This window comes from Chryseobacterium candidae (assembly GCF_004916905.1).
Classification (GTDB): domain Bacteria; phylum Bacteroidota; class Bacteroidia; order Flavobacteriales; family Weeksellaceae; genus Chryseobacterium; species Chryseobacterium candidae.
Map to the genome: position 1 here is coordinate 67,485 of NZ_SDLV01000030.1, position 15,762 is coordinate 83,246.

General features: G+C 37.0%; 8 protein-coding genes. 5 read left to right on the top strand and 3 right to left on the bottom strand.

Features of this window, described 5'->3' with window-relative positions; translation table 11 throughout:
- Window position 1: 1 nt before the first annotated feature.
- Both EK417_RS14920 and EK417_RS14925 read right to left on the bottom strand, forming a co-directional pair.
- On the bottom strand, window positions 2–634 hold the full coding sequence (locus tag EK417_RS14920; RefSeq protein ID WP_076596091.1) for a DUF3575 domain-containing protein: 633 nt from the start codon (window positions 632–634) through the stop codon (window positions 2–4).
- Window positions 635–647: 13 nt separating this feature from the next.
- Window positions 648–1,823, bottom strand: coding sequence for a thioredoxin family protein (locus tag EK417_RS14925; RefSeq protein ID WP_136522594.1), 1,176 nt, complete (start codon window positions 1,821–1,823; stop codon window positions 648–650).
- A 295-nt stretch (window positions 1,824–2,118) separates the two neighbouring features.
- On the opposite strand from EK417_RS14925, the gene EK417_RS14930 reads away from it, so the two are divergent.
- The 5 genes from EK417_RS14930 to EK417_RS14950 all read left to right on the top strand — a co-directional run bounded on the left by EK417_RS14930 (window position 2,119) and on the right by EK417_RS14950 (window position 11,915).
- Window positions 2,119–3,702 carry a sensor histidine kinase gene (locus EK417_RS14930; protein ID WP_110366760.1) on the top strand — a complete coding sequence of 528 codons (1,584 nt, stop codon included), beginning with the start codon at window positions 2,119–2,121 and terminating at the stop codon, window positions 3,700–3,702.
- A gap of 130 nt (window positions 3,703–3,832) precedes the next feature.
- Window positions 3,833–6,406 (top strand): zinc-dependent metalloprotease, encoded by a 2,574-nt coding sequence (locus tag EK417_RS14935; protein ID WP_228402527.1) that lies wholly within the window; start codon window positions 3,833–3,835, stop codon window positions 6,404–6,406.
- Between the two features lie 6 nt (window positions 6,407–6,412).
- On the top strand, window positions 6,413–9,742 hold the full coding sequence (locus EK417_RS14940) for a SusC/RagA family TonB-linked outer membrane protein (RefSeq protein ID WP_136522595.1): 3,330 nt from the start codon (window positions 6,413–6,415) through the stop codon (window positions 9,740–9,742).
- A 12-nt stretch (window positions 9,743–9,754) separates the two neighbouring features.
- On the top strand, window positions 9,755–11,074 hold the full coding sequence (locus tag EK417_RS14945) for a RagB/SusD family nutrient uptake outer membrane protein (RefSeq protein ID WP_136522596.1): 1,320 nt from the start codon (window positions 9,755–9,757) through the stop codon (window positions 11,072–11,074).
- A gap of 79 nt (window positions 11,075–11,153) precedes the next feature.
- The gene (locus EK417_RS14950) at window positions 11,154–11,915 is read left to right on the top strand and encodes a LytR/AlgR family response regulator transcription factor (protein ID WP_076596085.1); all 762 of its coding nucleotides are present in this window, start codon (window positions 11,154–11,156) and stop codon (window positions 11,913–11,915) included.
- Window positions 11,916–12,111: 196 nt separating this feature from the next.
- On the opposite strand, the gene EK417_RS14955 is transcribed toward EK417_RS14950, so the two are convergent.
- On the bottom strand, window positions 12,112–15,231 hold the full coding sequence (locus tag EK417_RS14955) for a M60 family metallopeptidase (protein ID WP_136522597.1): 3,120 nt from the start codon (window positions 15,229–15,231) through the stop codon (window positions 12,112–12,114).
- Window positions 15,232–15,762 lie beyond the last annotated feature (531 nt).

The following is a 15,762-nucleotide window of genomic DNA, read 5'->3' on the forward strand; positions in this document are numbered from 1 at the left end:
ATTATTTTAATTTATAGGAAATCATGACACCTCCTCTGTACGGAATAATTTCACCACTTTTATTAAATTTCTCAGCAGAATCATAGCGTCTTCCCGTAGACTTGTCATACCCTTTATAAAATCCTTGCGAGGTTCCTACAGTGGCATACAGATCAAGATTCCATCGTTCAGACAATTGGAACTGATATCCTGCTGTAACACCCAACATTACAGAGAATCCTTTTTGGTAAAGATTGGAATTAACAAGAATTTCGCCGTTCCAGTTTTCACTTGTATCGTCATTCCAATAGTTCCATTTTGAGGCATTGTAAGCTGCAAAAGCTACGTTTGCACCTATATACCAATGTTTGAAAGCTTCAGTAAAGTAGTATCTTCCTTCTGCAGATACTGAGTAAAACTGTAGTTTATGTCCTGCGAAAGACTTCCATGGTGAAATAAAAACATCTCCCTGAAGGGTATATTTTGGACTGATCTGTTTTTCTATTCCCAGATTTAAAATACCTATCGGAGCAAATAAAGCATTCCCTTTTATGTATAAACCGTTCTCCTGTCCTCCTTGTTCCTGTTCCTGAGCACTCAATGTACCCAACGACAGGAAAGCTAAAATGCCTGCTGCTAATAATTTATATTTCATCTATATGTAATGTTTATTTTATTTGCTTTAATAATTCATCTGCCAGTTGAGAATCCTTATTGCTCTGAACAGCCATGTTTTTAGACATTTCAGCATAGTTTTTTGCCATTTCTTTGTTTCCTGTAAGGTGATAGAGCCTGGCAAGAATATAAGTGTTTTCTGAAGTTTCACTTCTCATAACCGATTTTTCTGCCCACTCGGTAGCTTTCTTTAAGGAAGATGGGGTTTTCACATGATCGGCGAAGATCCAGGCTGCTCTCAGGAGCTCATTCGGATCAAAGGCATCAGAATTTTTATAATATTCTAAAGCTGCTTTTTCGTATTCAGGAAAATTACTGTTCTGTTCATAATAGCTGAGCTTCGTCTGATTCAGTTTTTTAACAGCAGCTTCTTTTCCTACCAATGGTTCGGCAGCTTTCATGAAATAGTCATCGTTGATTTTTTTATTTTTATCATCAATAGACTGTTCTACTATTTTCCCCAATTTCAGCTGGGCGTCAAATTCGTTGTATGTTTCTTCAGGAAGGAACTTAATAATCTCTGCCTTTCTGGATGAAAAAACAGGGTAATTGGCATCTTCCGATGATTTTACGAAGTAAAGAAGAAATCCAATTTCATCTTTTGTCAGTTCTTCGGTTTTCTTTTTGTTCTGGAAGTATCTTTCTGAAGCTTTTTTTGCAAATTCATAATCTGAGTTGGCATTAAGCTTCATGATGTTGATCAGAAATTCCGGATCTTTTTCACCACCGGCAAAACGATCTTTCAGCGATCCTTTTTTATTTCCGGGTGAGTTGATGTCCTGGGCCATAGCGACAAACAGGCTTTCTTCCATGTAACCTGTATTTCTGGAAACAAGCTCTCCTTCCCCATTCAGGAAAAGATAAGTAGGATAGGAGCGTACACCGAATTTCGAAGCGATGTCTCTGCCTTCTCCTTTTTCCATGTCAAATCTTGCATTAATGAAGTTGGTGTTGTAATAATCACTCACTGCTTTCTGAGTGAAAACATTTTTTTCCATCATTTTACATGGGCCACACCAGGAAGCATAGGCATCAATAAAAACCAATTTCTTTTCTTTCTTGGCTTTTGCAATAATATCTTTGTATGGAAGCTCCTGAAACTGGATGGCTTCCTGAGCAGAGGCCGCGATAGCACAAAAAATAGATATCCCGGAGATGATCTTCTTCATTTTCAAATAAGATTTGTAGGCGAAGATAATTAATTTTCAAAATATAGCATGCTGAATCTGTGGTCTGAATGACGATATTAACGAACTTTAAGACTTCAGCTTATCTGGGTTTTTGTTTTTTAGTTTAAAAATATAAAAGTACTCAGACGCTTTTATTATTGATTTATTTCCCATGTAAAGCATCTGGTTTTAAAAAATTGAAATCTAAATTTAATTCACTTTCCAGTCCTGAGATCTTTGTTATATCTTTGCAAACGAATAATTTATATGTTGAGGAACCTATAATTTTGAAAATTTGATTATTAACTTTAAGCACGCTTTATCCAAAAAGTCCATTTATATTACTGCTTTGTCTGCCTGCCTGATTGCCGTGGCAGCATTTGCTGTTCTGAGTCTTCTGATTACAGAAGACAGCCGTAAAAATACCGATGATTTTGCAAAGAAGACATTTTTCCGAAAGTATGAATCAATAGAACATGAATTCAGAAATATTGAGGATTATCAGTATCTGCTTCGTGCCCTGATTCAGAAAGACGGTCTGAAGAATTACAAGGATTATTCTTTGGTTTTAAATGACTTAAATAAGAAAAGAAACCTGCTGCCTTACAGCTGGTATTATTATGAAAACACCAGTTCAGGGAAATCTGAGAGCAATAATCCTTTATCCGGTATTTTCACGAAGACAGATCGTAAAGAGAATTCTATTGTGATAAAAAACAACGGTCCGGGGCATTTCAAAGATGTTTTGATTGCTAAAAAAGACAGTATGTACTGGATGAGCTATGATTCTCTGGTACTGCCTGATAAAAACAAATTATACTACGGCTCTACGGTAAGTCTGGATGATCTTCATCAATATTTTATCAATGTTGACAAAAGCTCCAATACCTATGCTTATGTCTTTACCAAAGAAGGAATTTGCATCACCCATCCTGAAAAAAAATATATCGGAAAAAATATCTTCGGTTTTACAGATATTAAACCGAATGACACGTTAACCAGCAAAACCGAAACGGGATATACCAAAGGGACAGCGGTTTCAGAATATCTTGGAGTTGAAGTAACCCGCTTCATAAAACCGTTGAAGACCGATAATTTTGATGGCTATACAGTGGTGAATCATGTGAATTTTATTATTGATGAGAATATCAGTAAAATAAAAACTTATACTGTTTATATTTTTCTGGCAGCATTGTTTCTTATTGTAACGGTATTTATATTGTTTCAGAGAGCCACCAGCCTGGCTTATCAGGAAAAAGAGAAAATACAGTCTGAGAAGAATTTACTGTTGATAGAGAATGAAAAGATGCACAAAGCAGAAGTGATCAACCAGCTTCAGCAGCTTAAAAATAATATCAATCCACATTTTCTTTTCAATTCATTGAACTCCCTTTATATGCTGATCGGGATTAACAAAGAAAATGCACAGAAGTTTACCATGAATCTTTCCAGGATTTACAGATATCTGATAGTGCCTCCAAAAGATAATATTGTTCCGGTTTCGCAGGAAATTAAATTTATACAGCAATATATGGAACTTCTGAAAAGCAGGTTTGATGAAGAATTGAAATTTGAACTGATTATAAATGCTCCTGAAAGTCTGAAAAAAAGAATTCCCTATTTATCCCTTCAGATTGTCACTGAAAATGCAACCAAACACAATATTGCAACGATAGATCAGCCTCTGGAAATCATCATTACCGTTGATAAGGATGGGATCACGGTAAAGAACACCTGGCAGCCTAAAACTGAACCGGTGCAGGGAGAGAAATTCGGGATTGAATATTTGAATCAGGTTTATGGGTATTTTAAGAATAATCTTCTTCATATTTCTGTAGATGGTGAATATTTCATATGTTTTTTGCCATTATTGAAGTAAAAATAAAAATCCATTCACTCCCAAAATATCACCATTCACTCCCTAATATTATATATATGATTCACGATACCTATAGCTTTGCTTACTGAAACTAAGATATTTACTATTTGGAATGAATCGGACTATTTTAATGAAGAATTACAGGCTGGCACTGTATCTCGGTCTTGCTATGGCTTCACCAATGGCAATAGCACAGAAAAAAGATAAAGATACGGTAAAGGTCAACAAAGAAAAAACGGATAAGACAGAGACATCCTCGTCAAAAAAAACAAAAAAAATTGAAGACCTGATCAAAAAAGGAACTTATAAAAAGGGACTTTTTAATACCATTCAGGTAAAAACGGATATTTATTTTGAGATTCCTGACAGCTTAATGGGACGTCAGTTTTTGGTGGTGAACAAACTTTCTCAGGTACCCATGCAGGTTAATGAGGCAGGTTTGAACAAAGGAATGAACTATGAAAATAAGGTCATCTCTTTTCACCGCGATCCTGTAGCTAAAAAAGTATGGGTAAAAACGGTGGTTCCTAAAGTGTCATCCCCAAAGAATGATGCCATTACAAAATCTGTGAAAGATAACTTCTCAGAATCTGTAATTGAGGTCTTTGATATTGAGGCACAAAACAGTGATTCTACAGCTGTGGCAATTAAAGTCAACAAAGTTTTTGACGGAAACCAAAAGAGCTTTAATGACGTGTTGGCCAATGTAGGATTGGGAGGATCTGTGAAATCAAGTCTTTCTTATATAGAAGGAGTGAAGACATTTCCTAAGAACCTTGTGGTGAAGTCTCAATTGTCTACTTCTGTCAATGAAGGTGGAGTAGATCTGCCGGTAACATTAGGCGTTACTACCAATCTGGTTTTACTTTCCAAAATACCGATGAAACCAAGAGTAGCGGATTCAAGAGTAGGATTTTTCTCCGAAAAACACTGGTCGTTTAATGACAATCAGCAGAAAATGGATGAAAAATTCTTCATTACCAAATGGAATCTTGAACCTAAAGATGAAGATAAAGAAAAATATTTAAGAGGAGAGCTGGTAGAGCCTAAGAAACCGATTGTTTATTATATCGATCCGGCAACTCCAAAACAATGGCGTGAGAAAATCATTGCCGGAGTACATGACTGGCAGGCGGCGTTTGAGCAGGCAGGATTCAAAAATGCAGTGATTGCGAAAATGCCGGATGAAAAAGATGAAGATTTTGATATTGATGATGTAAGATATTCTGTGATTACTTACGCCGCTTCGCCAAAGTCAAATGCAATGGGACCATCCGTAGTAGATCCGAGAAGTGGTGAAATTATCGAAGCAGATATCATCTGGTGGCATAATGTAATGACTTCTCTTCATGACTGGATGAGAATTCAGACGGGACCTATTGATCCTAAAGCAAGAGGAAATAGATTCAGTGATGAACATATGGGTGAAGCCATCCGTTTTGTTTCATCTCATGAAGTAGGACACACTTTCGGACTGAAGCACAATATGGGAGCATCCTTTGCATTCCCTGTAGAGTCGCTTCGTTCCAAAGAATTTACGGATAAAATGGGCGGTACAGCACCTTCCATTATGGATTATGCACGTTACAATTACGTAGCTCAGCCGGAAGATGGCGTTACAGCAATTACTCCGAAAATTGGTCTTTACGATAAATATGCCATAGAGTGGGGTTACCGTTGGTATCCGGATGAATTCGTAGAGAAAAAAGCGCTGAAAAATTTAATTGAAAAGCACGAAGATGACCCGATGTATTTCTATGGTGAGCAGCAAAGCTATCTGGAAACCATTGATCCGCGTTCGCAGTCTGAAGATTTAGGTGATGATGCGATGAAAGCCAGCGAGTACGGAATGAAAAACCTGAAAGTTGTGATCAATAATCTCCTGAAATGGACGTATGAAGACGGTAAAGAATACACCGATGCCGGAAAACTTTATCTGGGAGTGATCGGGCAATGGGATCTGTATACAGGTCACGTAATGGCAAATGTTGGAGGAATCTACCTGAACAATACTGTTTTTGGAAATAAGAAAAAAGCTTACGAGGCTGTTCCGGCAGAAATTCAGAGGAGAGCAGTTGATTATCTTGTTAAAAATGCGATCAACCTTCCGGAATGGTTATTCTTTAATCCGATTACAGAAAAAACCTATCCTGTTAAAAACTCGCCGATGGGACCATTCGAGCAGACACCATACACTATGGCAAGAGGAATGCAGTACGCAAATATCTATTCTCTGTTGATGGACGACCGTTTGTTGAGGTTACTTGAAAATGAGTTAAAACATCAGGTTTCAGGATCAAAAGAAGAAATCTACACTGTAGAGAACTTATTTGAGCAGTTAAGAACCGCTATTTTCAGTAAGAAAGGAAGCCTTACGATGCTTGAGAAAATGACTCAGAAAAATTATGTGGATGCTTTGATTGTCTCTGTGAACAAATTGTTTGAAAAAACAGCAGTAAAAGGATTGAAAGCAGATAACACGCTGAATATCCCAACCATCTGTAATTTTCATGAAGATGATCACGGCTTGAGAAACATTAATTATTCTTCCATGAAAAGAGTATCTGAAGTCACTACCTACAAGAGAGCAGAACTTCAGAAGGTTCTGGACTTACTGAACAGAACAAGATACAGAGGTGATGATGCTTCCAGAGCACATTACACAGATTTAATTATTCGTATTCAAGAGGCTTTAAACAAATAAACGGCAATGAAAAAAACTCTAATACTTTTACCTCTTTTGGCTGCTAATATAGCAATGGCCCAGCAAAAGAAAACCATCACCGGAAAAATAGAAGACGGAAATACTTCTCACGTTATTACGGGGGCATCTATAAAAATCGAGACACAGTCTGTCTCTACAAAAACGGAATTAGAAGGAATTATCGAAAGTGTGTCAGTAGGTACGGTAACTGATAAGGACGGAAAATTCATCCTGGAAATCCCTGCCGATACAAAAACAGTCTTGGTAAGTTATCCTGGTTATGAATCCAGAGTGATTCAGTTGAATGAAGGACAGACCAACTATACCATCCGACTGACTTCTGAGGTTTCAGACAAAAATAAAATCCAGGAAGTTATCATCACCGGATATCAGAAAATTGAAAAACGTAAACAGACCTCAGCGGTTTCTACCGTAAAAATGGACAACATCAGCCAGGCTGGTGTGGCCAGTGTAGACCAGATGCTGGCAGGACAGATTGCCGGTGTGGCAGTAACTCCTGAAACGGGTGCTCCGGGAAGCCCGGCGAAGATCAGAATCAGAGGGACAGCTTCTCTTTCCGGTCCTCAGGATCCGCTATGGGTAATTGACGGATTGCCGTTAGAAGGAAATGATGTTCCGAATTTTACGGATAAAGATAATATTGATCAGCTTCAGAACTTCTCTATTGCAGGATTGAATCCTAATGATATTGAAGATATCACCATCCTTAAAGATGCCGCTGCAACCGCTATTTACGGAGCAAGAGCAGCAAACGGAGTGATCTCCATTACCACCAAAAAAGGAAAAAAAGGAAGTCTGAAACTGAACTTTTCAGCAGATACTTTTGTAACATCACGTCCTGATTTTGATAAACTGAACCTTTTAAATGCTTCTGAAAAAGTAGACCTGGAACTCATGCTTGCCAAGCGTGCAGATCTTACTTACCGTGCAGATAAAGGAGAAGTGATGAGAATTCTGACTCAGAACAACCAGCTTGATGCTTTCAGAAACGGAGGTTTTGATGCGTTGAACTCATTCACACGCCAACAGATTAACGGTTTAAGAAATAACAACACAGACTGGGGTAAACTGTTATACAGAAATGCTATCAACAAACAATACGGATTAAGTGTTTCCGGAGGAAGTGACCGTGCAGACTACTATTTCTCCCTGGGATACTATGATGAAGAAGGAACAACTATCGGGACAGGTTTTAAACGTTATAACCTGACTTTAAAAAACAATTATAAATTAAGCGATAAGTTAAATGCAGGAATCTCTATTTTCGGAACGCAAAGTGAACGCGAATCTTTTGTAACGGATGCTGATGCCTCAATCAACCCTGTGAATTATTCAAGAAATGCCAATCCTTACATGAAGCCTTTCAATGCAGATGGAAGCTATAATTATGATAGAGATATGGATGGTTTTGAAGACCGTTATATTCCTTTCAACTTCCTTGAAGAAAGAGAAAATACCAACTATTCACTGAAAAATAACTCTTTGAAAGCGATTTTAGATTTAGAATATAAAGCTTCAAAAAGTTTAAGATTTACTTCTCAGTTGGGACTTCAGTATGATGCTAATAAAACAGAAAAATTTGCAGCAGAGAATACCTACTTCACCAGAAAAATGAGAGAAAATACCCGTTACTACAAAGACGGTAAATACAATTACTTTCTACCGGCTGGTGCGGTAAAGCAAAACTGGGATAATGATTTCTTCCAGTACAACTGGAAATTGCAGGCAGCGTACAGCACAAAGATCAATAAGCATGAGATTGATTTGATGGCCGGTACGGAAATCCGTAAAACAGAAGATAATACTACTATCACAAGAGCTTTCGGGTATGATCCAAAAACAAGAAGAGCTACGGCTATTGTTTTCCCGAATTCGAGTTTTGCAGCTGATAAAAGATATGAAACATATCGTGAAGCAGCTCCTATAGAGAATGCTTATGCTTCCATGTTTGCAACAGCATCATATACCTATGATCAGAAATATACATTCTTCGGAAGTGTGAGATATGACGGAACCAACCTGTTTGGGGTCAATAAAAAATATAAATACCTTCCCATCTGGGCAGTTTCAGGATCATGGCTGGTAACAAAGGAAGACTTTATGAAAAATATTTCTGCCATATCCAACCTTAGACTGAGAGCATCTTACGGTCTTCAGGGAAATATAGACAGAAATACATCGCCTTTCTTTATCGGTGAATATAACGATGCAACGATTCTTCCGGGAGGAAAAGAACCCATCATCAATGTTATCAGCCCTCCGAACGATAAACTGAGATGGGAAAAAACAACCAATACTAATTTCGGTCTTGATTTAGGATTGTTCAATAACCGTGTAAGCCTTACCGCTGATGTTTACAGCAGAAAAGGGACTGACATGATCAGTATGAAAGAAACTCCTCTTGAAACAGGATTCGAATATACAATGATGAACTGGGGAAGCCTTACCAACAAAGGTTTTGAATTGGCAATATCCACCAGAAACATCAATCATGATAATTTCAAATGGACCACTACCATCAACTTTGCTCATAACAAGAGTAGAGTATTGAGCGAGCAGCCACGTGATAATGCATTGCTTCCATCAAGAGAAGGACTTCCGGTAAATGCTGTATTTGCTTTGAAAACTGCAGGAATGGATGAACAGGGAAACCCATTATTCTGGAAAGGCGATCAGAAGATTTCAGCAGCAGAATTCTTTAAGTTATATGATGTATATGCAGATTTCTTACCAGGACAGCTTGTAGATACCAAGCTTTCGAATGCTGAGCTGAGAAGCCTGTTTACCTATGTGGGAGACAGAGACCCTAAGTTTACAGGAGGTATTATCAACACCTTTAAAGTAAGTAATTTTGACCTTACCATCTCTGCAACATTCAACCTGAAGCAGACGGTAATGAGAACACCTTCTTACCGAGGTATGGAGCTGGACAGAGGAAGAAACTATACAAGAGACATCTACGAAGCAGGAGGTTCGCTTCCGGGAATTACAAGTCCTGATATGGAAGCTAACCCGGACGGATGGATGGCGAATAAATGGTTTACCGGAAACCGTTCAAATGCATACAGTTTACTGGATGTATGGGCAAAAGAAATCAGCTATATCAGAATCAGCAGTATCCGTTTGGGGTATACACTTCCTAAAGAATTTACAAATCCGATGGGGATTTCGAGTCTGAGACTAAGTGTTGAAGGGCGTAACCTGTTTGTATTCAGTAACGGATATAAAGGATATTTTGATCCGGAAACGTATGGTAATATTTATGCACAGCCTATCACTAAATCAGTGACCGTAGGATTTAATGTTTCTTTTTAAAACTTGAGAAAAATGAGAAAAATTACAGCAATCATAGCACTTGCAGCAATCAGCTTTAGCAGTATCGGATGCGACAGATTTTTAGATATTCAGCCTGAAGGAAAAGTTATTCCTACTACTACTGAAGATTACAGGAAAGTACTTACATCCGCCTATTCAAAATATCCTGTTCACAAATCACTGGTGGCTCTTCGTACAGATGAGGTGAATATTGATGATAATTCTACAGATTTCATTTCCTACCGTGAAATGGCAATGTGGAAAGATGCTAACAATGATCCGGCATCTACAGAATTTCCATGGGTAAGTTTTTATTCTGTGAACTTCTACCTGAATCAGATCATTAATGAAGGAAGCAAAACCATGCAGGATTCTCCGGAGAAAAATCAGATTTTAGCAGAAGCCTATGCGCTTCGTGCGTATTTGTATTTTGACATGGTAAATCTGTACGGAAAACCCTACAACAGTGCTACCGCTTCTGGTGACAGAGGAGTTCCAATCAATCTTGAAATTGATCTTGAACAGGTACTGAAACCATCTTCTGTACAGGAAGTGTACAATCAGGTTCATGCAGATCTTAAAAAAGCAGAAGATCTTATGGTTGAGCCAAAACAGGCGTTAGGAGTTAACTACAGGTTCTCAAAAACAGCATTGCTGGCTTTTGAAGCAAGAACAGCCCTATATGAAGGAGACTGGACCAAAGCATTAAGCTATGCAGATCAGGTACTGGCGGTAAAAGGTGATTTAAGTAATCTGAATACTGTAAATACGCCACCCAACCATTACGCATCCCCGGAATCTATCATGGCCCTGGACAATACATGGGATAATTCTATAAAGAACTTATCTTTTGCATCTCCGGAACTTATTTCTTCCTATAATAATACTGCAGATAAAAGGTTTGGCATGTATTTTGAGAAAAATGGTAGTAAGTATAAAATCACCAAAGGAGGAAGTTTAGAATTCAAAGTGTCTTTCAGAACAGCAGAACAGTACTTTATAAAATCTGAAGCATTGTTAAAGTTGAATAAACTTACTGAAGCCAAAGAAACACTTCTGAAAGTCTTAAAAAACAGATATACTCCGGACGGATATACTTCAGTACAAAATGCGGTGAACTCAATGGATTCTACAGCATTTATGAACTTTATTCTGGATGAGAGATTCAGAGAATTTGCTTTAGAAGGACAAAGATGGTTCGACTTAAGAAGAGCAAATCAGAAAAAAATAAGCCACACCATCAGTGGCAAAGAGTATATTCTTCAGCAGAATGATCCGCGATATACCATTGAATATCCAATGAGTGCGAAGAAGAATAACCCTAATCTATAGAACTTCATATCAAATTCAATACAGAGGAAACCGCTTGAACTTAATTGTTTCAGCGGTTTTTTTGTACTTTTGCATCGTTATGAAAATTGCCATTATAGAAGATGAGCTGCTGGCTGTGAATTATCTGAAAAATCTTTTGGATACACAGAGCATAGTCCCTGTTACAGAGACTGTTATTCTTCGTTCCAAAAAACAGGCAATTGACTTCTTTGAAAAAGATTCAGCAGATCTTATTTTTATGGATATTCATCTTGGCGATGGAATGAGCCTGGAAATTTTCGAGCAGGTAGAACTTTTTACCCCCATTATTTTCATTACTGCATTTGATGAATATGCCATGAGGGTTTTCAGGCATTTTACCATTGATTATCTTCTGAAGCCCTTTGAAGAAGAAGATCTGCATAAAGCGTTACAGAAATTTATCTCCATAAGAAACAATTTTGATCCTGAACCGGTTCTTAAATCCATTTCATCACTGCGCCAGGCAGAGGAAGAGATCATGAAACGATTTATGGTAAGAGAAGGAAATAAACTTAAATCAATAGATGAACATAACACGGCTTATTTTTTTGCCTCAGGAAAATATCTTTTCCTTACTACAAAAGATCATCAGACCTATATTTATGATGATACCATTAAAGATATTATTCAGAAGCTTAACCCTGAGATCTTCTTTAAAATAAACCGTAAGTTTATCATTAATAAAGAAGCTGTTTCTGAGATTATCAAACACTCCAGTCAGAAAGTAGAACTTAGGCTCTCGCCCGAACCCGAAGTGAATGCAGAAATTTTTATCAGTAAAATGCAGATTGCCGAATGCCTGAACTGGCTGAACAGCTGATTACGTCTTAAAAATATTCATTTAAATTTTTTCTAATTATATCAAGCAAAGATTATTTTTAATCATTGTATTGAAAAATAGCGTGAAATTAAAAATAAACAAAAAATCAGAATAGGAATTTTCCTATTCTGATATAAATATATTTGAATGATTAAACTAGTCAGCCTTTTTCGGGACTGTAACACTTATACAGGTATTATTCTTTAATAATCTTAGATTGATAGGTATTGGTTCCTTTATTTATTGAAATAACATAAATTCCGGTTTTCAAATCTTGGATTTTATTATTAATTTCTTTATTAATATCATTTAAAGAGCCTTTTGCTGAAATAAATAACTTTCCTGTCATATCATATAATTCCGCTTTTAAATTTTCTCTTGAATTTTTAATATCAATAACTAATTTTTGTCCATTTTTTAAAGGATTCGGATATATACTAAATTCATTGTTATTTATTTTAATATGATCAGTGGCTAACGTAAATGCTGGATAAACCAGTATTTTTTGTCCATTATATCCCACAGCATACACGTTTAGAGCACTGGCAGGATAATCTACATAAGTATTTGCCAGTGTAGTATCTCCTGTTCCTACAATAGAAACACTGATTAGCTGATTACTTGCATTATAGGTTTCAAAGGCAACAGCATTATTCCATTTAGAATTATCAACCAATAAAAACTGTCCTTGCGCATTGGTTGTAATCTGTGCACCCACACCCGTAACCCCGGAAACCTGCTGCATATTCCTGAATGCATTTACACTATTCGCTGAAAGATAATTGATCACCGGAGATACAGGTTTGGCATATCCTTTTGCAAGGACGTAGCTTTTCACATCATCAATCATGCTTTGCGTAATTGTCATTTGATTATTGGTATAATCTGATATTGTTGCATTGATTGGCTTTAAAAAACCGGTGCTTGTGAAGAAATCTGTAAGGTCTTCCTGCACGGCATCACAGGTGTTTTTTACAAAATTCATCAGCAATTGTCCTTGTGTGAGCTGCGTTTCATTTGTATTTCTTACTTTCTCAGCTACTGTAGCAAACCAATGTGCATAATCTACTCCTGGAACTGCAGGGGTAACCACAGGGGTGTCTTCATCAGACATATCTGAATCAAATGCAAGGGGTGAAGCATTTTTTGAAGCTCCCGCCAACTGATAATATAATTCTAATTGCCAAAACGGAATAAGGCTTCTGAAATTCGCGTCAGCAGGATTCACATAATCAGTTCTGAACTGATCCATAATACTCTTCCCGTTAATTTGTGTCTGAATAATAATTTCTCCAAATCTGTTTCCTGCCACTTTAGGAAATACCGTTTTATCGGCAATTTCACCTTCCAGCCTCGTAAACCTGTTGCTGCCTGTTGGTGAGTACATATTATAATAGGCCCATAATGAGTATAAATTGTTAGTGATTTCTGTTGTTTCAACCCAATTTAATCCTGGTCTTACCTGATTGATATGACCTAATTCATGTGCCACACCCCAGATATCCAGCCCTGGTGCTGAGGTTGAATTGGACAGTCCCCAGGTAAGGTCTAAATGAACTCCCAAACCTCCTGCAAACCATCCTCCTGTAGATTCCATATAAACAAGCTGCCTGTTTTTAAAGTTTTTATTGAATTTAAAGAAGCCCATCATTTCTCTCTCAGACTTGGCAATTGCATCGTACTTATCTATCAGAGGCTGAGCGGTGGTGAAATGGAAATTGCTTACCGCAGACTTATTGGTAACCAGTTTTGTATAATAACCCTCTATATCAATTTTCGGATAGACATCATTCGTAAGCATTTCTGCCCATTCTGCAGACGTTGTACCTTTTTTATAAATACCATTTACAATACCTGCTGTAATATTTACAGTTACAGGTGCAGCGTTTACATCATCAGTGTAATATGAAATATACCCTAACCCTGCATTGTTAACAGCAATGATATTTATTCCATTTTTTAGTTCATATGTTTTTTCAGGAGATGACCCTTCAGTAGCAAAATCTCTTATTTTTAAGTAAACTTTGTTTGCTGCCGTAATATCTTTAGCAAAAACAATAGCAGTGGTATTAGGCTGAAATGCTATTCCTGTTGGGTTTTCATATCCGTTATAATTCCCTGTTTTATATTGGGTGTTTATAGATTCAGTTGTTTTATATGGCGTGAAAGTCTGAACTCTGTATTTTCTGTTGTAGGTATTATTAAATAAACACTGAGCTAATCCTTTCATGAAAGGTGAGGAAATGGCATCAATATCCTGCTGGGTTACAGTTGGTTTTAAGGTGCTGAGAATAGGATCATTAAAAATGTTTGAATAAGCTGATGGATTAAAAATATTGGAACTGGTCTGAAAAAATTCCATTTCGGCACAGCTCGCAAAGTTATTTTTACCATCAAGAATTTCAATTTTTATATTTAAAGGTGTAATTGCGGAGGGGAAGTTTACGGTTTTTATGGCAGAGGTCTGCCCGAAATTCTGAGTAGAAATAGTAACGTAAGCAGGATTAGAAATGGTATTATAACTTATTTTTATGTTTCCGAAAAGTCCGTTTGGCCCACCATCCTGTCTTGGTATATACCTTAAATAATTCATAGCTGTCTGCCCATCAAACTTATAAATCAGAGAAATAGGAAAAGTGGCTGCGGTAGCATTCCAATCACAATGATATAACGTACTTACGTCGCCATCAAAGGAATTTTCAATATTTTCTCCCGGTTGAAAACTTGAAGCCGAAGATCCTGCCACCTGAGGCAATACCGGGATATCTGCATAAGCTGAAAACTCATTGGTTGGCAGTGTACATTCTGTCTGTACAGGATCCACCTGCTCTGTAGAATAAAACTCCATCTCGGCACAACTTGAAAAATTATTTTGAGCACTCAGAACATCAACCCTGATAACACCCGGATGAACAATTGCTGTGGGCAAGTCTATTGTTTTAGCGGTATTATCCGCTGCCCAGGAAATAACTCCGGTTGCTGTTGTAAAGACTGTAGGATTGGATTGTGTAGAATAAGAAATTTTCACACTCGTCCAGATTCCGTTAGGACCTGTTGTTCTAGGCTTGTATACTAACCTTTTTACACTTTTTACCCGGTTGGAAAATCTGAAATTTAACTGGTCCGGAAGTGCTGTGCTCAAATTATACTGAGAATGATAAAGTGTATTCACATTATTATCAATACTCTGTCCGGCTTCCTGTCCGGCTTGTGCAGGCTGTAAAGAATTTGCATAAGCTACAGGCATCTTATATTGCTGTGCATAAACTGTCTGTAAGAAGAACAGAAATAAAAGAATAAAATAATTGTTTTTCATTTGGTGTAAATTTTTGATTAAAAAAATAATAAAATGACAAGGTATGAATAGGTTACAGGAGTATAGCTGCCATTTAAATCTCCACTGGATGCATCCAGCTTTGACTTGTTTTTGGATAATAGTTGTATTCAATCATCTTCCCGAACATTACTTGTATACTATTTACGGTAATGGTAAAAAATACTTTAATAGCTCAAAACTTTATCCTCAAAAAGGCTTTTTTACAGGCAATACTCTCATTGCATTCCTGTTTTTAGTTTGTGGTACATTTATATTGAAAGCCTTCTTTCAAAATTAAGAATTTAAGTAATTTAACAAACTAATCCCTACCTGTTTTTAAATATTCACTACCAGTTGACTTGTCTGGAAATAGCTTTGTTAATAAAATAGAAATGACAAAAAAATTAAAAGAAATTTAAAAATAAACCCTGTAAGAAAGGCGATTTCAATAGGAACACATTATATTTTTGGATTGCCAAACAATCCCGGATTCAAAATCGAATAATTCTCCGGAATCAGAAGCCAAAGGAC

Coding starts and splice junctions, on each gene's coding strand:
- EK417_RS14940 (WP_136522595.1), top strand. CDS start 6,413: ATGAAAAAAACTCTAATACTTTTACCTCTTTTGGCTGCTAATATAGCA.
- EK417_RS14945 (WP_136522596.1), top strand. CDS start 9,755: ATGAGAAAAATTACAGCAATCATAGCACTTGCAGCAATCAGCTTTAGC.
- EK417_RS14950 (WP_076596085.1), top strand. CDS start 11,154: ATGAAAATTGCCATTATAGAAGATGAGCTGCTGGCTGTGAATTATCTG.
- EK417_RS14920 (WP_076596091.1), bottom strand. CDS start 634: ATGAAATATAAATTATTAGCAGCAGGCATTTTAGCTTTCCTGTCGTTG.
- EK417_RS14925 (WP_136522594.1), bottom strand. CDS start 1,823: ATGAAGAAGATCATCTCCGGGATATCTATTTTTTGTGCTATCGCGGCC.
- EK417_RS14935 (WP_228402527.1), top strand. CDS start 3,833: ATGAAGAATTACAGGCTGGCACTGTATCTCGGTCTTGCTATGGCTTCA.
- EK417_RS14955 (WP_136522597.1), bottom strand. CDS start 15,231: ATGAAAAACAATTATTTTATTCTTTTATTTCTGTTCTTCTTACAGACA.